This is a genomic window from Streptomyces sp. UNOB3_S3, assembly GCF_020740895.1.
Classification (GTDB): domain Bacteria; phylum Actinomycetota; class Actinomycetes; order Streptomycetales; family Streptomycetaceae; genus Streptomyces.
In genome coordinates, this window is record NZ_JAILXP010000087.1 from 1 (window position 1) to 21,552 (window position 21,552).

A 21,552-nucleotide genomic window follows, 5' to 3' on the forward strand; every position below is an offset into this window, starting at 1 on the left:
CCCAACTGCCGCTCAACCCACGGGACATCACAGCGGTCCTCGTGAGTGTCCACCGTCCCGTACGAGAGGCAGGGAAGATGAGCGCACGGTCCATACGCAGAGCACTGACCGGGTTCGTGGTGGCCGCGACGGCCGCCGGCGCCCTCACCGCCACGGCCCCGGCGGCCTCGGCCGCGCCCGCCGCGGGGCACGGCCACCGCGCGACCCAGGATGTGATGGACGCCGAGGTCAAGGCGGGCGTACCCGGCGTCCTCGGACAGGCCCGGGAGAGGTTTCCGGACAAGATCGCCACCTGGAACGGGTCCTCCGGCGTCGCCGACGTCGACACCCGTCGCCCCCGGCTCCCCGAGGACCGGTTCCGGATCGGCAGCATCAGCAAGGTCTTCGCCTCGGTCGTCCTCCTCCAGCTGGAGGCCGAGGGCAGGCTGAGCCTCGACGACACCGTGGAGAGCAGGCTGCCCGGCGTCCTGCGCGGCAAGGGCGGCCACGACGGCGGCCATGTCACCATCCGCCAGCTGCTCAACCACAGCAGCGGGATCTACAACTACACGGAGGACGACGGCTTCCGGAAGTACCTCTCCACGGAGTTCATGGAGCGCCGCTTCGAGACCCGCACCCCGCGCGACCTCGTGGACGTGGCCCTGCGCCACGAGCCCTACTTCGCGCCGGGCACCGACTTCCACTACTCCAACACCAACTACATCCTCGCCGGGATGATCATCGAGAAGGTCACCGGGCGCTCCTACGCCACCGAGGTCACCCAGCGCGTCATCCGCCGCGCCGGACTCCGCTCCACCACCTACCCCGGCACCTCCCTCTCGATGCCCGGCCCGCACGGACGCGGCTACAGCAAGCTCCTCAAGCAGGAGCCGGACGCGAAGGTCTACGACGTCACCGAGCTCAACCCCTCCTGGGGCGGGGCGGCCGGCGCGATCATCTCCACCACCGGCGACCTCAACCGCTTCTACGACCTGCTGCTGGGCGGCAAGCTCCTGCCCGGGAAGCAGCAGCGGGAGCTGCTCACCACCATCCCCATGGGCAAGGACTCGCCGGCCCGCTACGGGCTGGGCATCATGTCGGCCACCCTGTCGTGCGGGGTGACCGTCTGGAGCCACAGCGGCGGCATCCACGGCTCCACCTCCCTGGTCGTCTCCGACGAGAAGGGCGGCCACACCGCCGCGTTCAACTACAACGGCGACTGGCACGCCGACCTGGTCTCCCTGGTCCAGGCCGAGTACTGCGGCGCGGCCAAGCCCGCCGGCGCCGAGCGCGACACCCTGAACAAGCTCACCGCGCTGCGCTGACGCGCGCCGGTACAACGCCCCCGCCGCTCCGGATCTCCGGCGCGGGCCGGGGCCGGTGAGGTGTAATACGAGCGGACCGTGCCCGGTTCCCCGGACACGGTCCGCCTTCTCAGCTTTCCCGACGGAAGGAGCGGCCGTGGAACGACCCGACCGGGAGCGGGAGGAGTCGGCGGCCCGGCAGGCGGCCGCGCAGCTCACCGCGCAGGGAGTCCACGGCGTCGCCCTCGCCTGGGTGGACAACGCGGGCATCTCCCGCGTCAAGACCGTCCCCACGGGCCGGCTCGCCCACGCCGCCCGCTGGGGCGTGGGCATGTCGCCCTGCTTCGACGTCTACCTCGTCGACGACTCCAGCGTCACCAGCCCCCACATCGGCGGCCCCGACGGGGACCTGCGGCTCTTCCCCGACCTGGAGCGGCTGACCGTGCTGGCCGCCCGGCCCGGCTGGGCCTGGGCGCCCGCCGACCGTTACGAGCAGCACGGCGGCCCGTACCTCGCCTGCCAGCGGCGGTTCGCGCGCCGGGCGACCGAGGCGGCGGCCGCCCGGGGACTGCGGCTGCGCATGGGGTTCGAGACCGAGTGGGTCGTGGCGCGGGCGGGCGCGGAGGGCCCAGAACCGGCCTACGCCTGCGCCGGGCCGGCCTACGGGATGGCCCGGGTGACCGAGCTGTCCGGCTATCTCGGCGACATCCTCGACGCCCTGGCCGCCCAGCGCGTCGACGTCCTCCAGCTCCACCCCGAGTACTCACCGGGGCAGTTCGAGGTGTCGGTCGCCGCGGCGGACCCGGTGGGCGCGGCCGATCTCGCGATGCTCGTCCGGGAGACGGTCCGGGCCGTGTCCCTGGCCCATGGCCTCGACGCGTTCTTCGGGCCCGCTGTCGTGCCGGACGGCGTGGGCAACGGCGCCCACCTCCACCTCAGCCTCTGGGAGGACGACCGCCCCCTCTGCTCGGGCGGGGACGGCCCGTACGGCATGACGCGGGAGTGCGAGGCGTTCCTCGCCGGGATCCTCGCGGAGCTCCCCGCGCTGCTGGCCCTGGGCGCGCCGTCGCCCGCGAGCTATCTGCGGCTCGCGCCCTCGCGGTGGGCGGGCGCGTACCAGTGCTGGGGCCTGGAGAACCGGGAGGCCGCGCTCCGCTTCATCACGGGCGCCCCGGACGCCCCCGGAGCGGCCAACGCCGAGGTCAAGTGCTTCGACCCGGCCGCCAACCCCTATCTGGCCGTCGGCGGGGTCCTGACCGCCGGGCTGGCCGGCCTGGACGCCGGGCTCGCCCTGCCCCCGCCGGTCAGCGGCGACCCGGCGGCCACGGGCGCCGCGCCGCGCCTGCCCGCCTCGCTGACCGAGGCGGTGGAGCACTTCGAGCGCTCGGGGCTGCTGCGCGACGCGCTCGGCGACGCGCTGTTCGAGGCCGTCGTGGCCGTCCGCAAGGGAGAGGTACGGCTGTTCGAAGGTGTCCCGCCCGAGGAGATCGCGGCGGCGACCCGGGGACGGTACTGAGATGCCCGGCCTCCGGCTGCCCCCGCTGGTCGACCAGCACTGCCACGGCGTGGCGCGCGGCGACCTCACGGACGCCGCCTTCGAGGCGTGGCTCACCGAGTCGGACGCGGCCGCCGCGCCCGGCACCAGCTTCTTCGACACCCAGCTCGGCTTCGCCGTGCGCCGCTGGTGCCCTCCCCTGCTGGACCTGGAGCCGCACGCCCCGCCCCGGCGCTATCTCGACCGCCGCCGCGAGCTGGGCGCGGCCGAGGTCACCCGGCGGCTGCTGGGCGCGGCCGGCATCGGCGCGTATGTGGTGGACACCGGGATACCGGGCGATCTGACGACGCCCCAGGAGCTGGCGGCGGCCGGCGGGGGCGTCGCGTGCCATGAGGTCGTCCGCCTGGAGTCGCTGGCGGAGGGGCTGGCCGATCGTGCCGACGGCACCGCCGCCTTCCTGGACGCCCTGGACCGGGCGGTGGCGGACGCGACCCGTACGGCGGTGGGCTTCAAGTCGCTGGCCGCCTACCGGCACGGGCTGGACCTCCCTCCCGAGCGGCCCCGCCCGGCCGAGGTGCGCACGGCCGCCGACCGCTGGCTGGTCACCCGCGCCCCCGGCGACCGGCTGACCGACCCCGTGCTGCTGCGCCATCTGCTGTGGTCGGCCGCCGTCACCGGGCTGCCGCTCCAGATCCACACCGGCTTCGGCGACCCCGACCTGCGGCTGCACCACAGCGACCCGCTGCTGCTCACCGATTTCCTCCGGGCGGTGCGCCCCACCGGCTGCGCGGTGGTCCTGCTGCACTGTTATCCGTACCACCGCGGCGCCGCCTATCTCGCGGCCGTCTTCCCTCACGTCTACGCCGACGTGGGCCTGACCCTCGCCCACACCGGCGCGCGGGCCGGGGCCGTGCTGGCGGAGATGCTGGAGCTGACGCCGTTCGGCAAGCTGATGTTCTCCACGGACGGCTACGGGCTCGCGGAGCTCTACGTCGTGGGCGCGGAGCTCTTCCGGGGGGCGCTCGGCGGGCTGGTGACGGAGTGGGTGCGGGAGGGCTCCTGGCCGGCTGCGGACGCGGAGCGGGTCGCGGCCCTGGTCGCCGCGGACAACGCCCGGCGCCTGTACGGCCTGGACGCTCCCGGAGGACACCCGGGCACGACGGGCTGAACCACCCCGCGGGCCGGCCCGGCCGGCTACGCGCGGGGGGTCACCGGCGTGGTCCTCCTGCGGTAGGCGGCCGTCGGTCCACGGCCGCATCCGGTTCCCGCCATACGGAGAGGACAATTTCGCTACCCTGGGCGGTCGAGCCGCCGACGCGGGGAGGACCCATGACCACCGGACCGTGGAGCATCGAGCGCATTCGCGACGCTCTCGGCAGTCCCGACCTCTCCCAGCGCTTCATCGGCGAGATCGGCCGGGCCCCGGCGCACGAGATGCTGACCGTCTTCGCGAAGTGGCAGGGCATCGCCGAGCGCACGCTCGCCGCCGTCGAGCGCGGCCGGCAGGCGGCGGCCGCCGAGGCGGCGGGCGGCGAGGTCCCGGGCGAGTGGATCGACATCACCCAGAAGGTCCAGGAGGACGCCGCGCTCGTTCGCGCCCACGGCACCCCCTGCGGCTGAGAACCTGGAGCGGTGTACGCGCTCAAGTACGACGCCACGATAGCCGCCGTCTGGGACTCCCTCCCGCCGTCGGTGAGCGCACGGCTCAGCGACGTCCTCGCCTCGGCCTGCACGGACCCGTTCGCCGTGACCGTCCCGTACGGCGAGGACGACGGGATCATGCGGATGCTCGTGCTGGACGAGGTCCTCGTCGTCATCTATCTGGGGCACCAGACGAAGACCCTGCACATCTATCAGATCGACTATCTCGGCTGACCCGGCCGCGCCAGCCCGGCCAGCACCCCGGCGGCCCGGTCGAGCTCCTCCTCGGTGTTGTAGTAGTGCGGGGAGAGCCGCACCAGCGGGTGGACGTCCCGGCCCTCGGTCCGCGCCTGCTCGGGCGAGGTCAGGCTGACATTGATCCCGTGCCGGGTCAGCGCGTCCTTGACCCCGGCCGCGGGCACGCCGGCCACCCGGGCGGTGACGATGGCGCAGCGCTCGCGGCCCTGGTCGTACGTCGTGACGCCCGGCAGCGCGTCGAGCCGCTCCCGCAGCGCCGCGCCCAGGGCGAGGGTCCGTTCGCCGATCGCGGCCGGGCCGAGCTCCAGGGCCTGGCGCACCGCGCTGCCCAGGCCGAGGACGGCCGCGTAGTTCATCTCGAAGGTGGCGAACCGCCCGGCCCCCGCCCGCCAGGTGAAGCCGTCCTTGTCGTCCCAGACGGACGCGGAGAACTCGTTGACATGCGGTTCGAGGTATTCGAGCGCCTCCGGGCGCACCCACAGGAACCCGGTGCCGCGCGGGCCGCGCAGGAATTTGCGGCCGGTGGCGACGAGCATGTCGCAGCCGATCTCCTGGACGTCGACGGGGAACTGGCCGACCGACTGGGTGGCGTCCAGCAGGAACGGCACCCCGGCCCGGCGGGTGATCCGGCCGACGGCCGCGACCGGGTTCACCAGGCCGCCGCCGGTGGGGACGTGGCTGATGCCGACCAGCCGGACGCGTTCGTCGATGAGGTCCTCCAGCGCGGCGGTGTCCAGCTGCCCGTGCTCGTCGTCCGGGACCACGACGATCTCGGCGCCGGTGCGCCGGGCCACCTGGAGATAGGCCAGCATGTTGCTGCCGTACTCGGCGTGCCCGGTCAGGATCCGGTCGCCGGGGCGGAAGGAGAGCGCGTAGAAGGCGGCCTGCCAGGCGTGGGTCGCGTTGTCGAACAGCGCCACCTCCCCGGCCCGTCCGCCGATGAGCTCGGCGGCCGTGGCGGGGACCGCCTCGATGGCGTCGAGCCGCTCGGTCGCGGCCTCGTAGCCGCCGATACGGGCCTCCAGTTCGAGGTGGGCGGTCACGGTCTCCAGGGTCCGGCGGGAGAGCAGGCCGGCGCCGGCGTTGTTCAGGTGGATCCGGTGGGCGCAGCCGGGGGTGCCGGCGCGCAGTGCGGTGATGTCCATGATGTGCGGTCCTCCTGAGGGTTGAGGGTTCGTCCGACCGGTCGACTTCAGCACGGGGGTGGCACCAGTGCCACCCCCGGAACGGATACCAGCAGGATCGATCATGTACCTGCCGTAACGCGAACATCGTTGTCGTCACCGCGATCACGCAGGAGAATTCGATGTCCGCATCCGGTAAGTCCCTTCGTCGCACGGCGTCCGCCCTCTCGGGCGCCGTGGCGGCCGTCCTCGCCGTCACCGCCCTCCCGGCGGCCGCCGCCGAGGCCCATCCCCGGCCGGCCGTGACGGCCGGTCAGTCCGTGCCGTCCCGCTACGCGGACCAGAAGCTCGACTGGCGGCCGTGCGAGGGGGACCCGTCGCTGGAGTGCGCGACGATGGCCGTCCCGCGCGACTGGCACCACCCGGACGCCGGCCCGGACCTCACCATCGCCGTCTCCCGGCACAGGGCGGGCGACCCGGCGAAGCGGCGCGGGGTGCTGATGATGGCCGCGGGCGGGCCGGGCGGCAAGGGGCTGCTGAGGCCGGCGGACTTCGCGAAGTCCTCGCCCTCGGTGGCCGCCGTGTACGACGTGGTCAGCTTCGACCAGCGCGGCGTCGGGCGCAGCACGCACGCCGTGTGCCAGACCAAGGAGGAGTTCCCGTCCTTCATGGCCGGTGACTCCCGGGACCGCTCCCCCGCCGCGGTCCAGGCGGTGCTGGACCGCTCGCGGAAGTTCGTCGACGACTGTCAGGAGCGCAGCGGCGGGCTGCTGCCCTATCTGACCACCGAGCAGACGGTCCGTGACATGGACCTGTACCGCGCGCTGCTCGGGGCGCCCAGGATCTCGTACTACGGCGCCTCGTACGCCACGACGGTCGGCGCCTACTACGCCACGCTCTTCCCCCAGCGCGTCGAGCGGGCCGTGCTGGACAGCAACATCGGCTTCGACAGCACGATGGAGCGGTGGATGACGGGCCAGCCCAAGAGCTTCCAGCGCCGCTTCGACGAGGACTTCCTGCCGTGGCTGGCCAAGTACGACAGCGTCTACCACTACGGGCGCACGGCCGCCGAGGCGAAGGCGAACTGGGAGCGCCGCCGCGCGGCTCTCCACGACAAGCCGCTGACCGTCGGATCGGCCGTCCTCGACCCGAACATGTTCGACGCGGGCACGAGCTCGGCAATCTACAAGGCGTCGAGGGGCTTCCCCGCGCTGGCGGGGGCGCTCGCGGCGCTCGACCACTGGGACAGCGCGACGCCGCAGGAGAAGGGCCTCGTCGAGCAGCTCTTCGGCCAGTACCCCGATCCGGGCTTCTTCGCCGAGTACTTCTCGGTCACCTGCAACGACACCCCGTGGAACCGTGACACCGGCCACTGGATCGCGCGGAGCGCCAAGGACACCGTCGCTCTGCCGCTCCTCGGCGCCCGCGAGCTCACCTACGCCTCCGTGTGCGCGTTCTGGCCGAGGTCGGGCGCGCCCGAGGTGAAGGTGACCGGCGCCGGCCTGCCCGCCACCCTCATGGTCAACTCGACGCACGACCCGGCCACCTACTACGAGGGGGCACTGCGGGCCCACCGTGCGCTGCGCGGCTCGCGCCTGGTCACCGTCACCGGCGACGGCGACCACGGCCAGTACCAGAACGGCAACGCCTGCGTGGACGGCACCGTCGACGCCTACCTGCTCACCGGGGCGCTGCCCGCCCGGGACACCACCTGCGCCGCCAAGCCGCTGCCCGTGCCCGCCGGCGCGGCCGGATAGCGCCACGCCGTATCCGGTCCGGGTGCCCTCTCGTTGAGTCGGCAGGGCGGCGGCAGGAGGCCGGGAGATGCGCATCCAGATCATCACAGCGGGCACGATGGGCTCGGTCGCCCCCTACACCGGTCTCGGTCACCGGCTGTTCGCCGAGGGCCATGACGTGGAGATCGTCACCCACGCGAAGTTCGCGGACGTGGTGGCCTGCTGCGGACTGCGGATGCGCGCGCTGGCGGCGGACCCGTTCGAGGACCTGCTGGACGCCCACGCCCGGCTGCGGGGCGGCCTCCGGTCGCCGCTGGCGGGCCTGCGGTTCGTCCGGTCCACCGAGCGGGCGGCGGTCTCCCTCGTCGACGGGATCCTCGCCGGGGTCGACCTCAAGGCCGACCTGGTCCTGCTGTCGGCCATCACGGCGCCGCTGGGCCGGGTGGTGGCGGACTACCACGCCCTGCCGAGCATGGGCGTCTTCCTCCAGCCCGACACCCCCACCTCCGCGTTCTCCCCGTGCACGACGGCCTGGCGGCCCCCGGGCCACGCCAACCGGCTGCGCGGCCACGCGGCGAACGCGCTGCTGGACGCGGTCTACACCGCCGCCAACCGGGAGCTCCACACCCGGCTCGGGCTGGCCCACCGCGGCACCCACCGGCTGCGCGTGGCGCGGGAGCGCGCCGGGTGGCCCATCTGGCACGGCTTCAGCCCCTCGGTGGTGCCCCGCCCGGCCGACTGGCGGCCCGGGCTGGGCGTGGCGGGCTACTGGTGGCCGCACGAGTGCGCGGACTGGCAGCCCCCGGCGCTGGTCACGGACTTCCTCGCGGCCGGCCCGCCCCCGGTGTTCGTGGGCTTCGGCAGCATGATGCCCGGCGACCCGGGGCGGCTGGCCGAGCTGACCGCCCGGGCGCTGCGCCGGGCGGGGCTGCGGGGGGTGGTGCAGTCCGGCTGGGCCGGGCTGTCCGTGCTCGACGACGACGTGATCACCGTCGGCCCGATCCCGCACGGCTGGCTGATGCCGCGCATGGCGGCCGTGGTGCACCACGCGGGCGCCGGGACGACGGCGGCCGGGCTGCGCGCCGGGGTGCCGGCGGTGCCGGTACCGGTCCTCACCGACCAGCCGTGGTGGGCCGAGCGGCTGACGCGGCTGGGCGTGAGCCCGGGGGTGCTGCCGTTCGCCCGGCTGACCGCCGACCGGCTGGCCGCCGCCCTGCGCCGGGCCACGGGCGAGCCCCGGTTCGCCCGGCGCGCCACCGAACTGGCGGCCCGGCTGGGGCTGGAGGACGGGGCGGGGGCCGTCGCCCGCGCGGTCGCGGAGCGCGGCCGGTGAGCGGCCGGTGAGCGGCCGACTTCCCCGGGGGGACGACGCGCGCCGGCCACCGGGCCGGGCGATCTTCGGACGAGGAGACCCGTGACACCGCACCCGCACCCCACCGGCCTCGCCCTCGGCGCCCCGGAGACCGGGCGGCCGGGCGGCCTGCCCATGCCGCCGCTGGACGCCTGGATGTACCGGGACCAGAACAGCGGGACGATCTGCCTGACCTGGTGCCTCGTCGCCTGGTTCCAGGGCTCGCCGCCGCCCCTTGCGGAGCTGCGCGCAAGGGTCCTGCGCCGGTGGGGGCACCACGAGCGGCTGCGGCTGACGCCCGGTACGCCGGGCACCGCGCCGGACGCGTGGCCGCGGTGGACGCCGGGGCCGGACCTCGACGCCGGGCACCATGTCGTCGCGTCCCCCGCGCCGGACGGGCTGGAGGCCCGGGCCGCCCAGTTGCTCGCCCAGCCCCTCGGCCCGGCCCGGCCGCCGTGGCAGCTCCATCTGCTGCCCACGGACGAGGGCTTCGCCCTGCTGCTGCGCACCCACCACGCCCTGCTGGACGGGGTGTCGGCCATCACGCTGCTGCGCGCCCTGCTCGACGCGCAGGGGCCGGCCGTGCCCGGCCCGCGCGTCCGGCCGGCGCCTGGCCGGACGGACCCGGCCCCGGCCCGCTTCGGGCCGGTCCGCGCGCTGGCGGACCTGCTGCCCCGGGCCCGGCCGCTGCCGTTCCACGGGCCGGTGGACCCCCGGCGGGCGGTGGGCTGGAGCCGGTTGCCGATGGCGGAGGTGAGCACGGCCCGGGACGCCCTGCCCTCGGGACGCGCGTCCGCCAACGCGGTCTTCCTCGCCGCGACGGCCGGCGCGCTGCGCGCGGTGGGCGCCACCGGGCCGCTGCCGTGGCTGCCGGGGGTGTGCGCCATGGTCCCCGTCGACGTGCGTGACGGCGACGGCCCGGCGGTCCTCGGCAACCACTACGCCACGGTCCGCGTCCCGCTCCCCCGGCACGACGACCCCCGGCGGCGGCTGGCGGCCGTGGACGGCTTCACGCGGCGGGCGGAGTTCAAGCGGCGGGCGCGGGCCCAGGCGCTCCTGGTGTCGTCGAGGCCCCGCAAGCACGGGCCGCTGAGCGACGCCCTCGGCCGTTACGCGAACTCCCCCCTGTACTCCTCGCTGCTGTGCAGCAGCGTGGCGACCCACGCGAGCCGTCTCGGCATCGGCCCGGCCCGGCTCGTCGGTGTCGGAGGGCTGCCGCCGCTGGGTCCGGAGCGCGCGCTGGCGGTGACCATGTTCCTCCACGACGCGCACGCGGTGGTGGCCGTGGTCACCGATCACGGCCACCAGGAGCTGGCCGCGCGGCTGCCGTCGCTCATCCGGGAGGAGATCCACGCGATGCGGCCGTGAGCGGCGGACGACCCGTACGATCGGCCGCCCGTTACCACGCCCTGTACGGCATATGGGCAGTAACGTCCCCCCATTGGCCGTCGTTCCTCTGGTGAAGGCCCCCCACGAACGGAGACCGGCCGTGCCGACGCGTACCGCCCTCTTGGAAGAGGTCATCCCGCTCACCCTCGACGGTTACGCGTACAGCGGCCGGGTCGTCCACCAGCCGGACGCCAGAATCGCGCCCATCGTCTTCGTGGGCGGGGCGTTCCAGTACCAGAACGCCTGGGGGCGGCTGGAGCAGGGGTGTCTGGAGGCCGCCAGCGTCATCACGGTGGACCTCCCCGGCTGGGGCGGCGCTGACCGGCTGCCCGCCCGCTTCGGCTTCGACTTCCTCGCGGAGGCGCTGGACCAGCTGCTGACCAAGGTCGCGCCGTACCCGGTGAACGTCTTCGGGGCCTCCTACGGAAGCGCGGTCGCCTATCAGTGGGCCAGGCAGCACCCCGAGCGGGCGGGGCGGATCGCCCTGTTCGGCACGATGTCCCATCTGACGCCCGCCGCGCGCGCCCGGGTGCGCAGAACGCTCGAACTGGCGGACCAGGAGCGGCACGAGGAGTTCGTGCAGTGCGTCCTGGAGGGCATGATGTGCACATCGCCCCGGGTGACCGTCTCCCGGCGGGCCATCGTCGCCCGCTGTCTCACCGGGGCCCTGCGGGACATGTCCGCGGACGACCTGACCAAGTACCGCGACAACTCCCTGCGCCTGCTGGCGAACGCGAAGCTGCCCACGGGCCCCGCGCTGCGGGCGCCGGTGCTGGTGGCCACGGGTGAGCACGATCCGCTGAGCACCCCGGCCCTGAGCCGGGCGGCCGCGGTGCGCTGCGCGGACGCCCGGTTCACCACGTTCAAGGACGCCGACCATCTGTTGCACCTCGAGTGCCCGGCGGCGGTGGTCGACCTGCTGGTCCGCTTCTTCTCCGGCGGCTCCCTGGACGGGCTGGACTACTGCCACCCCATCGAGTACCTGCGGCGGCCGGCGCGGGGTTCGGTCCCCGCGCCGCGCCCGCCCAAGGAGCACTGAACCCCAAGGGCTGAACCCCAAGGGCCGGAATCAGTCCTCGTGGGCGCCCTTGGGGAGCTTCCGGAGCGTCATCCTGGTCTTGGCGCCGAATGCGTAGTCCAGCATTTTCGCGGCGTCCGGATAACGGCCCACGGCGTCGTTGAGAATGACGCCGACGACCGTGCGGCCCTTTTGTGTGGCGGCGAATACCAGGCAGGGCCCGGCGGCCTGTGTCGACCCGGTCTTCACACCGACGACGCCCCGGTAGGAACCGAGGAGTTTATTGGTGTTGTACCAGGTGTAGAGGCGATTCACATTCGTCGCCTTCTGCTGGGTGTTCAGCGACCGGACCACCGAGCCGAGTGCGGCGCTGCGCAGCGCGTGCCGGGCGAGCACGGCGAGGTCGTGCGGGGTGCCGTAGTTCTCGCCGGTGCCGGAGATGCCGTCGAACGAGTCGTAGTGGGTGCCGCGCATGCCCAGTTCGCGGGCCTTGGCGTTCATGGCGGCGACGAACGACCGGGTGCGTTCCTCCTCCGTGTCCCCGCTGCCGAAGGTGTCGGCGAGGGCGTAGGCGGCGTCGCAGCCGGAGGGCAGCATCAGCGCGTAGAGGAGCTGGCGTACGGTCAGTTTGTCGCCGGTGCGCAGGTCGGCGGTGCTGGCGCCGGTCCGGGCCACGTAGTCGCGGTAGGACTGCTTGACCGGGACCTCCCGGCCCAGCTCGCCGGCGTGCTCGTCGAGGACGACCACGGCCGTCATGATCTTGGTGGTGCTGGCCATCTGCCGACGGGTGTCGGCCTCCTTGCTCCACAACGGGCGGCCCGTGCCGCCGTCGAGCAGATAGGCGCCCTTGGCGCCGATTCCCGCCGGTCCGCCCGCCGCCTCGGCGGTGACCGCCGGGAGGGCGAGCGCGACGGCCGCTGCCGACGCGGTCAGCGCCGCTCCCCAGCGGCGCGGCCGTGCGTCGCGTCCCCCATATCGCTGCATAGAGTCTCCAGATTTCCTCACTGGTCGGATCGGGGCGTGCGCATGGTCGCACCCGGTGCCATGGGAGAGGAAATCCATTCACTCTTCAGTGAATACGGTCGGATGATTACCCGACGGTCGAACGTATTTGTCCGAAGAAAAAGGGGGAGTGGCCGTGGCCCGTGCCATGGACACTCCCCCTCCGCGGGGCCGGGAAAACCCGCTCAGGCCGAGCAGACGCCCTTCGCGTGGTCGACCGTCGCGGTCGCCTGCGAGAACTTCCATTCGGGGTCGAGCAGCTCGGTCTCCAGCTGCTTCGCCGCCTCGGGGTTCTCGACGATGTAGCCGAAGTCCTGGAGCCACGAGGGGTAGAGGTTCTTCGAGCCGATGTAGAAGGCGGAGCTGTCCACGGACACCAGCTTGTGGTGGAGGGCGTAGGGGTGGCCCTCGGCCCACTTGGCGCTGTCCGAGCTGCGGAAGGTGGCCAGCTGGAGGTTGGCGCACATGGCGGCCTTCGCCTTCTGCTGATCGCCCGTCACCAGGGCGAGGCGGCCGCGGAGCGTGTCGCTGATCTCGTTGAGGGACTTGATCTGCGAGTAGCCGCCACTGCCGACCGCGCCGCGGTTGGCCGGGTCGCTGACGACGATGCGGACCTTCACACCGGCCGCGAGCTTGGCGGCGAGCTGGTCGTAGAGCCGGATGTCGTAGCGGGCGATGGGCGGGCAGGTGGCGTTGAGGTCCTGCTGGGAGATGACCACGCTGCGCTGGGCGCTGCCCACCAGGGCGCGCAGGGCGCTCTCCTCGGGGTTGACCGTGTCGTAGTCACGGTCGGCGTTGGTCTTGTCCGGCAGGCCGACGACGCACTTGGTGTCCGGGGCGGTCGGCAGCTGGGGCCGGAACGCGGAGGACGGGTCGGAGTCCTTGATGCCGACGCCCAGGCCGCCGACGGCGATCACGGGGACGTTCCCGGTGCGCGCGGCGGGGGCCGGGTTCGCGTCCTTCTCCATCGTGGGCATGCAGTCGCCGCCCGAGGAGGTGAACCAGACGCTGGCGACGTTGCTCTTGTTCCGGCACGTCCACGACCACAGCGTGTCCAGGTAGCGGCCGGCGGAGGTGGCGGCGGGGCCGGTGAGGGCCATGTCCACGTCGGTCACCGGGTGTTCGGTGCCGACGTAGTCGCCCTGCCAGCTGTTGATGCCACCGGCGATGGCCGAGGCGCCGTCCACGACGAGCAGCTTGGAGTGGTTCCAGGAGAAGCTGGTCTTGGACGTCGTCATCGAGGCGACGTTCAGCGTGATGCTGTCGGCCGCCTTGCCGAGCCGGGCCTTGAGGTCGTCCCGGTACTTCGACGGCAGGACGTTGATGTGGTACACCGGCGCGGCGCCGACCAGCACCCGGACCTTCAGCTTGTTCCCGGAGGCGACGGCGGCCTTGAGGCCGGCGGCTATCGCGTCCTGGAACGCGCCGTCGGGGAAGGGCGCGAGGGTGGAGATGTCCACCGTGCGCTTCGCCTGCGAGATGTTCTGCGTCATCCTCGCCAGCAGCCGCTTGGTGCCCGGGCGGTCGGCGCACTTGTCGTCGCCCCAGCAGCCGGGGGTCTGGAGCAGCCAGCCCGCCGGGTCATCGGCGGAGGCGTCGAGCTTGTTGCCCTCGGTGCGTTCCCAGACGTCGCCCTCGAGACCGGGCGAGACCTCGCGCAGCGCCTTCTCCACGGCGTCGAGGTGCGGGGTCGCGGAGGAGGCCGCGAAGGCGGGGGCCGCCGGCAGGGCGGCGAGGGCGACGGCCGAGACCGCCGCGCAGGAGGCAAGACGGTGTAAACGGCTGAGCCGGTGGCGAAGCATTGGTGCGTCCTTCAACAAGTAATGATTCCGTGAACGGAAGGCCAAGAGTTGGCCAACGGAAGATCAACGCGCAGAAACTATCAGCTCTTCGGGCGCGTACATCTCACGTATGACACGCCCTTCGGCCACCAGTCCTCAGAGGTACACCGGACCGCCTCCCGGATGGATTCGTCACCCTGGCCTCTGGCCATAGCTTCGTCACCACTGGTGGGGCCGGGCGATCACGCCCGCCCCGCCCGTGGCGTCACGAAGAGAGGCAGACATGTACGGCAAGGCATTCGCTCCCGAGTACCGGGGCGCGCTCGGCGAGCTCTCCGTCAACTCCTCCCTGGAGGAGGTGCTGAGCCGGGCGGTGGAGCAGCGGCGGCTCGCCGAACTGGCCGGATCCGCACTGGAGTCGGCCCACGCTGGGCTGGCCGTCGCCGAGGCCAGCCGGCGGCTGGGCCGGGTGACCGAGGCCGAGGAGGCATGGAAGGCGAGCTACCGGGCGGCGCGGCGGGCCGGTGACGAGGGCGCCATGGCGTGGGCGGTCTGGAGCGGCGGCACCCTGGCCCGGCAGCGCGGCGAGCTCCGTCTCGCCCGGCGCCGACTGGCCATGGCCGCCGGGCTCGCCGAGCGCGGTGGGGACGTGGTGGCCCGTGGCTACTCGCTCGCGGGACTGGCCGAGACCGGCCGGATCCAGGGCGACTACCGGGCCGTCGCCGAACTGCACGAGCAGTTGCTGGCGGAGGCCCGCAGGCGCGGCGAGGCCCGGCACACGGTGTGGGCGCTGGAGGGCATCGCGCAGATGCACCGCAACACCGGCGCGTACGACAAGGCCCTGGCGATGTTCGAGGAGGCGGCCCTGATAGCGGAGGGCGCCGACGACGCGCGGGGGCACGCCTGGGCGTTGCGCGGCATAGCCGACGTGCTGTCCCTGCGCGGGGAGACGGACCGGGCGCTGGCGCTGCTGTCCCGGGCGGAGACCGCCTGCCGGGAGATGAACCTGGTCAGCGCGCTGGCCTACAACCACAAGATGCGCGGCAACGTGCTCTTCCGGGCGGGCCGGCACGAGGAGGCGCGGGACGTCTACGCCGGTGCCCTGGAGGAGTTCCGGGCCATGTCCGAGCCGCGTGGCGCGGCGCTGGCGACGCTCGGCCTGGTGAAGTCCCGGGCCCGGCTCGGGCGCGACCTGGCGGAGACGGCGGCGGATCTGGAGGAGCTGCGCGGCAGGCTGGGCGGGCTGGGGCTGCTGCACGCCCGGGACATGGTCGACAAGGCGTGCGCGGAGCTCGGGATCGTCCCCGTCCGGGCCGGATCGGAGGGCTGACGTGACGTCCGTCCACACTCCGCTGCCCCCGGTGTCGCCGGACGGGGTGCTCGGCCGCTGCCGGGAGCTCGTCGGCCCGGCCCTGCGGGAGGCGGTGGGCACGCTCCACCCGTGGCCGCGCCGGATGGCCTCGTTCGCGCTCGGCTGGTGCGAGGCCGACGGCACCCCGGGCGCGGGCGGCTCCGGCAAGGGGGTCCGTCAGGCGCTCGCGGTGCTGGGCGCCGAGGCCGTGGGAGCGGCCGGGGACGAGGGCGTGGTGGCGGCGGTGGCGGTCGAGCTGGTGCACACCTTCTCGCTGGTGCACGACGACGTCATGGACGGCGACGAACGGCGGCGCCACCGGGAGAGCGCGTGGCGGGCGTACGGCACCGGGCCCGCGGTGCTGGCCGGGGACGCCCTGTTCGCGCTCGCGGTCGAGACGCTCGCCCGGCACGGGGGCGGGCACGCCGGGGCGGCGGTGGCGCGGCTGGCCGGGGCGCTGCGCGAGCTGGTGCGGGGGCAGGCCGACGACCTGCTCTTCGAGGCCCGGCCCTGGACAGGTCCGGGGGCCGTGCGCCCGGCGGAGTACGAGGCGATGGCGGCGGGCAAGACCGGTTCCCTGCTGGGCTGCGCCCTGACGCTGGGTCCGGTGCTGGCGGGCGCCCCGCCGCTGGTGGTGGAGGCGCTCGGGGAGGCGGGCCGGCACCTGGGGCCGGCCTTCCAGGCCGTGGACGACCTGCTGGGCATCTGGGGCGATCCGGGCACCACGGGCAAGCCGGTCCACAGCGATCTGGCGCGGGGGAAGAAGACCCTCCCGGTGCTGGCCGCGCTGGCGGCGGACGGCCCGGCCGCCCGCGAGCTCGCCGCGCTCCTCGCCCGGGGCGGCCCGCTGGACGCCGGCGCCGCCCGTCGCGCGGCGGGGCTGGTCGAGGAGGCCGGGGGCCGGGACGCCGCGCTGGCGGAGGCCCGGCGCCGGGTGGCGGCGGCCCGGGAATGCCTGTACGGGGTGCCCCTGGCACCCCGTACGGTGGACGAACTCGTCGCGCTCACCGGGTTCCTGGTGGACCGGCGGCTGTGACGGGGCGCGGGCCGCGGACGCGGCCCGCGCTCAGGCGCCGCGCAGGACGACGACGCTGCTGGCGGCCTTGTCGTGGAGGCACTGGCGGTACGGGCTGTCCCAGAGGCACCAGAGGATGTTCAGCAGGCCCAGGAACGGGACGAAGCCCATGAGGTAGCTGCTGAACATCCGCCACAGCGCGCCGCCGTAGGACAGGTTCTGCCCGTCGGAGAGCCGGGCGACACGGATACCGCAGATGCGCTTGCCGAAGGTGGAACCCGACTTCGAGAGCATCAGCGGCTCGTAGAGGGCGAACACCGCGATCATGCCGACGACCATCACGAGGGTCGCGAGGGGGGCCGCGCCGTCGCCGGCCGCCCTGATCACGCCACTGATCACCAGCGGGACGATCATCAGAATGACCACGAAGATGCCGTCGAGGATGCGGGCGCCGAGGCGCGCGCCCTGGCCGGCGAGGGCCTGCGGCGGCGGGCCGCCACCCATCGGGGGCATCGGCGGCGGGTAGTAAGGGGATTGCGGCTGGCCGTAACCGTAGGGGGGCTGCTGGCCGTACGGGGCCTGCCCGTACGGGTTCTGCCCGGCGGCCGGAGGCTGCTGGTAATGACTCACACAACTGATCCAATAGGAGACGCCGCCGATCATACAAATCGGTTTCGGGGGGCCGCGGAAATCGATGCCACATGGTTACGCGAAGACCGGCGCGGATCATCGAATCACCGGACATTGCCATAGCTTTCGATTGCCGCCCATAACGGCCGTGGCACGGCTGTTACACAACAGCGGGAAAACCGGCGGACTCGGATCATACGATCGGACCCTTCTCTTCGCGGGTGCTCCCCCGCGCTCCGTCGTTTCCGCACACCCCCACCCGTCGCCGAGGGGAGATCCGTCGTGTCAGGACGAATAGCGCGTCGCCGGCTCCTCCGCACCGCCGGGTGCGGCCTGATCGCCGGCGCGGGCGCGGCGGGCGCGCTCCAGTGGTCGGCACCGGGGGCTCAACAGGGCGCCGGACGGGGGCATTTCGGCGCACGGCCCGCGAACGACGCTCCCTCGGAGGCGTTCGTCCACATCATGGCGCACGCCGACGACTCGCTGTACTTCATGAACCCTGAGCTGGAACAGTGCCTGCGCGGCACGGCCCCGGTCGTCACGGTCTGCATGACCGGCGGCGAGTCCGACGGACGCAACGCGCTGAGCACCGGCCCCGGCTACGCCGGACTGCCGGAGCGGCGGCCCGACTTCGCCCGGGCCAGGATCAACGGGCTGCGGGAGGCGACCGCGTACATGGTCACCGGCGACTGGCTCAGCCCCTGGCACGTCGAGCCGCTGACGCTCCTGCCGGGATTCCGGGTCGAGTCGCAGACACTCGCCGCCGCGCCCCGGGTCCGTCTGATCCTCATGGAGCTGGTCGAGGCCCGGGCCCTGCGGGCGCCGCGCCGGGACAGCCTGCGGGGGCTGTGGCTGGGCGCGACGCGGGACCTCCCCACGCTCGTCCCCACCGCGAGCCCGGTCGGCCGGGTCTTCCGTTACACCCGGGAGCAGGTCATCGACTCGCTGGCCGCCGTGCTGGAACGCTACCGGCCCACGGTCGTCCGGACCCTCGACCCCAACCCCACGCGCCTGGCGCGGCAGCCGCACTACGCCGGCGCCCCTCCCGTGCTCCAGGGCATCGCCACCTACGACCACCAGGACCACACGGCCTCCGCCCACTTCGCGCAGGCGGCCCTGGCCCGGTACTGGGGGCGGGGGCCCGCACGGCTCACGGCCGTGGACAGCTACCTCGGCTACGAGGTGGCCCTCCTGCCGAACAGCCTCGACGACGCCGCCACCGCCCGCAAGACCGCCGTCCTCGACGTCTACGGCTGGGTCGGGGGCCGGAACTGCGGCGATCCGGCCGGGTGCGGCGACCGCAAGGTCGGCGCGCGCTCGAAGGACACCCGCTGGACGAACAACCTCCGCCACCGCGCCCCCGGCACCCAGCACTGGGTGCGGCCGCTGCCGGGCGGGCGGCTCGCGGCCTTCGCGGTCCTCGGCGGACAGGCGCACTGCTGGACGGAGACCGGGGCGGGCAGCGGCGTCTGGTCCGGGCCGGTGCCCCTCGGCGGCTCCCTGCTGGAGGGCCAGGTGCAGGCCCTGCGGCACGCGGACGGCACGCTGCGGCTGTTCTCCGTGCGCACCGTGCTGCCCGCGCCCGGTGTCCCCCACCGGCGCGAGGTGGTGACGACGGCCCAGACCGGCAGGGTGTCCGCCGGGGCCCCGGCCTTCGGGCCGTGGCTGTCCCTCGGCGCACCGGAGAGGGACCCCTCGGGGTCGCTGGAGATGGGTTATCCGGTCGCGGCGACCGGCCGGGACGGCAGGGTGTTCGTCTTCGTGCGCGACCGGTCGGGCGGGGTGAGCTTCCGTTCCACCGACGGCTCCGGGGAGTGGGGGGCGTGGCGGCCGCTGCCCCCGGGGCCCGGGCGGCCGGTGGTCGTCCAGGACGGCCTGGACGCCGCCGTCGACGGGACGGGCCGCGTCCATGTCGTCGCGGCCGGGCCCCGGACCGTCCACCACTGGCGGTCCGGGGAGCCGGGCGGGACGCCGCGCGCGGCCGGGCCGACCCTGCTCCCGGCCGCGACCGGCCCGTTGAGCCTGGCCGCGCTCCCCGGCGGGGGCATGCGCCTGGCTCTGCGCGAACCCGTCACCTCCCGTGTGGTCGTCGCCGATCTGCGGCCGGGCGGCACCGGCTGGCGCGTCACCGCCCAGTGCGCGCCCATCGGCGGCTACGGCCGGGTGGCGCTGGCGCGGGAGGGCACGGCCACCGTGCTCGCCGCCCGGGACGCCGCCGGGCTGGTGCGGCTGTCCGCCGGCTCCGGGCGCCCGGGCCCCTGGCTCGGCGGGGGCGTGCCCCACCGGGGCACGGCCGCGCTCACCCGGGATGCCCGAGGGCGCACGGTCGCGGTCGTGCTGGGCATGGACGGGCGGCTCGGCAGCGCCCGGATCGGCGGCACGGGAAGCGGTGCCGCCGCCGACTGGGTCACGCACGACGGCCGGGCGCCGGACGACGTGCTGACGTCCTGAGCGAACCGCGCCCCGAAAGGGGCGCGGGGCGGTGTCGATTGCGGCTCCGCCGCGTGGGCGCGACAAGCCTCCACCGGCCCGCGGGTGACCGATCCCGGCGTCCGGCGGAGCGCTCCGTCACTTCGCCTTGATGTCCTGCTGGATGACGCGCTCGACGTTGCGCTCCGCGAGCGCGGTGATGGTCACGAAGGGGTTGACGCCGATGGAGCCGGGGATCAGCGAACCGTCCGTGACATAGAGGTTCTCGGCGCCGGAGACCCGGCCGTAGAGGTCGGTGGCCTTGCCCAGGACGGCGCCGCCGAGGGGGTGGTAGCAGAAGTCGTCGGCGAAGGCCTTGAGGCGGGTGCCGAAGAGGTCGTAGCGGTAGATCGTCCCGTTGGCCTTGTTGACGCGGTCGAAGAGCGACTTGGCGGCGGCGACGGCGGGGGCGTTCTGGTCGCGGGTCCACCGCAGATCCGCCCGGTCGGCGGCGGCGTCGTAGACGAACGTGCCGCGCTCGGGGTTCTTGGTGATCGCCAGATAGAGGCTGACCCAGGTCTCCAGGCCGGCGGGCATCGGGGCGATCTCCGCGAAGACGGGGGCCGTGGGGTTGTTCCAGTCGTCGATGCCCAGGGCGGGGATGGACGACTGCTTGGCGCCGGTGGGGTTCCACATGTGGTTGGCGCGGGCCGTCATGATGTTGCCGTTGGGGCCCCAGCCCTTGCCGATCTCGGCGCTGAGGTCGGGCAGGGCGCCGGTCTCCCGGGCGCGCAGCAGCAGTTCCGTGGAGCCGAGGCTGCCGGCGCCGAGGAAGAGGTAGGTGCAGGAGATCTCCTTGGCCGCCAGCGTCTTGCCGTAGGCGTCCGTCTCCTCGACGCTCAGGACGTACGAGCCGTCGTTCTGCCGCCGGATGGCCTTGACCTTGTGGAGGGTCCGTATGGTGACCTTGCCGGTGCCGAGGGCGGCGGCCAGATAGGTCTTGTCCAGGCTCATCTTGCCGTGGTTGTTGCCGTAGATGACCTCGGTGGCGAGCGCGGACTTCGGCACCTCGCCGGCGGCCTCGCGCCGCATGTAGTCCCAGTCGTAGACGTTGGGCACGAAGGTGGTGCCCAGACCGGCCTTGGCGGCCTGGTCCCGGGAGACGCGGGCGAACTTGTACCACTCGGTGTCCTCGAACCACTTCGTGTCGATGTGGTTGACGCGCAGGGTGGAGTTGGCGCGCGGGAAGTACCGGTCGTACATCTCGGCGGCGTCGACCTGCGGCAGGACCTCCTCGAAGTACGAGCGCTTCGGCGTCACGGCCATGCCGCCGTTGACCAGCGAGCCGCCGCCGACGCCGCGGCCCACGTAGACGGACATCTGGTCGTAGTTGACCCGGTCCAGCACTCCGGCGTACGGGGTGATGTCACGGTTGACCACGTCGAACCAGAGGAACGAGCCGAGCGGTGCCTCGGTGCGCTTCTTGAACCAGCTGGAGCGCTCGTCGGGCTTGAGCATGCCGGTGAAGACCTTGCCGTCCGCGCCCGGCTTGTCCCACTGCTGCCCCATCTCCAGCATCAGGGTCTCCACCCCGGCCTCACCGAGCCGCAGTGCCGCGACGGCGGCGCCGTAACCGGTGCCGATCACGACGGCCGGCACGGACGTCCCGCCGTCCCCGGCCGCCCGGCCGGCGGCCTGCGCCCGGGGTGCCGTGGAGATCGTCGTGGCCCCGCTGAGGGCGGCGGCGCTCAAGGCCGCCATGCCGAGCAGACGACGGCGCGACAGGTGCTGGTTGACTCCCACGTGGATCCTGACCTTTCGGAGGCTGGTGAAACCGCTGATGAATCCGGTACTCAGGCACTCTGCCCAAGGTTCCGCTCAGGAAAGACCTAGAAGAATGACCAGACTTCATCAAGGCACTTGCACTTCTGCATAGAAAACGATCACAAGTATCGCTCTCCCCCGAAGCCGATATGTGTGGGACATATGACTCCTGTACGCTCCCGGCCGTCACCGACTCACCGGAGCGCCCTGTGCAGTTACCCCGGGCCCCAGCCACCGCCCTCCGC

Annotated in this window: 17 protein-coding genes; 12 read left to right on the forward strand and 5 right to left on the reverse strand. The window is 73.5% G+C overall.

Annotated elements, in window-relative coordinates; all coding sequences use genetic code 11:
* Nucleotides 1–77 precede the first annotated feature (77 nt).
* The 5 genes from K6I33_RS12365 (at nt 78) to K6I33_RS12385 (ending at nt 4,653) form a co-directional block, all read left to right on the forward strand.
* Nucleotides 78–1,304, forward strand: coding sequence for a serine hydrolase (locus tag K6I33_RS12365; RefSeq protein WP_229350924.1), 1,227 nt, complete (start codon nt 78–80; stop codon nt 1,302–1,304).
* A gap of 136 nt (nt 1,305–1,440) precedes the next feature.
* Nucleotides 1,441–2,799, forward strand: coding sequence for a glutamine synthetase family protein (locus tag K6I33_RS12370; RefSeq protein WP_229350926.1), 1,359 nt, complete (start codon nt 1,441–1,443; stop codon nt 2,797–2,799).
* Between the two features lies 1 nt (nt 2,800).
* Nucleotides 2,801–3,946, forward strand: a complete 1,146-nt coding sequence (locus K6I33_RS12375; RefSeq protein WP_229350928.1) for an amidohydrolase family protein — start codon at nt 2,801–2,803, stop codon at nt 3,944–3,946.
* Between the two features lie 161 nt (nt 3,947–4,107).
* Nucleotides 4,108–4,398, forward strand: coding sequence for a hypothetical protein (locus tag K6I33_RS12380; protein WP_229350930.1), 291 nt, complete (start codon nt 4,108–4,110; stop codon nt 4,396–4,398).
* Nucleotides 4,399–4,410: 12 nt separating this feature from the next.
* Nucleotides 4,411–4,653, forward strand: coding sequence for a hypothetical protein (locus K6I33_RS12385; RefSeq protein WP_229350932.1), 243 nt, complete (start codon nt 4,411–4,413; stop codon nt 4,651–4,653).
* On the opposite strand, the gene K6I33_RS12390 is transcribed toward K6I33_RS12385, so the two are convergent.
* Entirely contained in the window at nt 4,641–5,822 is a 1,182-nt protein-coding gene (locus K6I33_RS12390; protein WP_229350933.1) for an aminotransferase class V-fold PLP-dependent enzyme, read from the reverse strand. The genes K6I33_RS12385 and K6I33_RS12390 overlap by 13 nt on opposite strands.
* A gap of 161 nt (nt 5,823–5,983) precedes the next feature.
* Between K6I33_RS12390 and K6I33_RS12395 the strand changes: the two genes are divergently transcribed.
* The 4 genes from K6I33_RS12395 (at nt 5,984) to K6I33_RS12410 (ending at nt 11,316) form a co-directional block, all read left to right on the forward strand.
* A complete protein-coding gene (locus tag K6I33_RS12395) occupies nt 5,984–7,558 on the forward strand; it encodes an alpha/beta hydrolase (RefSeq protein ID WP_229350935.1) in 1,575 nt (524 codons plus the stop codon).
* A gap of 67 nt (nt 7,559–7,625) precedes the next feature.
* Nucleotides 7,626–8,870, forward strand: a complete 1,245-nt coding sequence (locus K6I33_RS12400) for a glycosyltransferase (protein ID WP_229350937.1) — start codon at nt 7,626–7,628, stop codon at nt 8,868–8,870.
* An 81-nt stretch (nt 8,871–8,951) separates the two neighbouring features.
* The gene (locus tag K6I33_RS12405; protein ID WP_229350939.1) at nt 8,952–10,256 is read left to right on the forward strand and encodes a wax ester/triacylglycerol synthase domain-containing protein; all 1,305 of its coding nucleotides are present in this window, start codon (nt 8,952–8,954) and stop codon (nt 10,254–10,256) included.
* A gap of 121 nt (nt 10,257–10,377) precedes the next feature.
* Nucleotides 10,378–11,316 (forward strand): alpha/beta fold hydrolase, encoded by a 939-nt coding sequence (locus K6I33_RS12410; protein ID WP_229350941.1) that lies wholly within the window; start codon nt 10,378–10,380, stop codon nt 11,314–11,316.
* A gap of 30 nt (nt 11,317–11,346) precedes the next feature.
* Here the strand turns inward: K6I33_RS12410 and K6I33_RS12415 are convergent, their stop codons facing one another.
* Entirely contained in the window at nt 11,347–12,279 is a 933-nt protein-coding gene (locus K6I33_RS12415; protein WP_229350943.1) for a D-alanyl-D-alanine carboxypeptidase family protein, read from the reverse strand.
* Between the two features lie 203 nt (nt 12,280–12,482).
* A complete protein-coding gene (locus K6I33_RS12420; RefSeq protein WP_229350945.1) occupies nt 12,483–14,099 on the reverse strand; it encodes a phospholipase D-like domain-containing protein in 1,617 nt (538 codons plus the stop codon).
* A gap of 262 nt (nt 14,100–14,361) precedes the next feature.
* Here K6I33_RS12420 and K6I33_RS12425 point away from each other — a divergent pair, with 262 nt between their 5' ends.
* Together K6I33_RS12425 and K6I33_RS12430 are read left to right on the forward strand one after the other, a co-directional pair.
* The gene (locus K6I33_RS12425; RefSeq protein ID WP_229350947.1) at nt 14,362–15,408 is read left to right on the forward strand and encodes a tetratricopeptide repeat protein; all 1,047 of its coding nucleotides are present in this window, start codon (nt 14,362–14,364) and stop codon (nt 15,406–15,408) included.
* Between the two features lies 1 nt (nt 15,409).
* Complete coding sequence (locus tag K6I33_RS12430) at nt 15,410–16,465, forward strand: polyprenyl synthetase family protein (protein ID WP_229350949.1); 1,056 nt, start codon at nt 15,410–15,412, stop codon at nt 16,463–16,465.
* 30 nt (nt 16,466–16,495) lie between these two features.
* Here K6I33_RS12430 and K6I33_RS35780 read toward each other — a convergent pair whose 3' ends face one another.
* A complete protein-coding gene (locus K6I33_RS35780) occupies nt 16,496–17,074 on the reverse strand; it encodes an RDD family protein (RefSeq protein ID WP_229350951.1) in 579 nt (192 codons plus the stop codon).
* A gap of 282 nt (nt 17,075–17,356) precedes the next feature.
* Here K6I33_RS35780 and K6I33_RS12440 point away from each other — a divergent pair, with 282 nt between their 5' ends.
* A complete protein-coding gene (locus tag K6I33_RS12440; protein WP_229350953.1) occupies nt 17,357–19,525 on the forward strand; it encodes a PIG-L family deacetylase in 2,169 nt (722 codons plus the stop codon).
* 117 nt (nt 19,526–19,642) lie between these two features.
* Here K6I33_RS12440 and K6I33_RS12445 read toward each other — a convergent pair whose 3' ends face one another.
* On the reverse strand, nt 19,643–21,244 hold the full coding sequence (locus K6I33_RS12445) for a GMC oxidoreductase (protein ID WP_229350955.1): 1,602 nt from the start codon (nt 21,242–21,244) through the stop codon (nt 19,643–19,645).
* Nucleotides 21,245–21,552 lie beyond the last annotated feature (308 nt).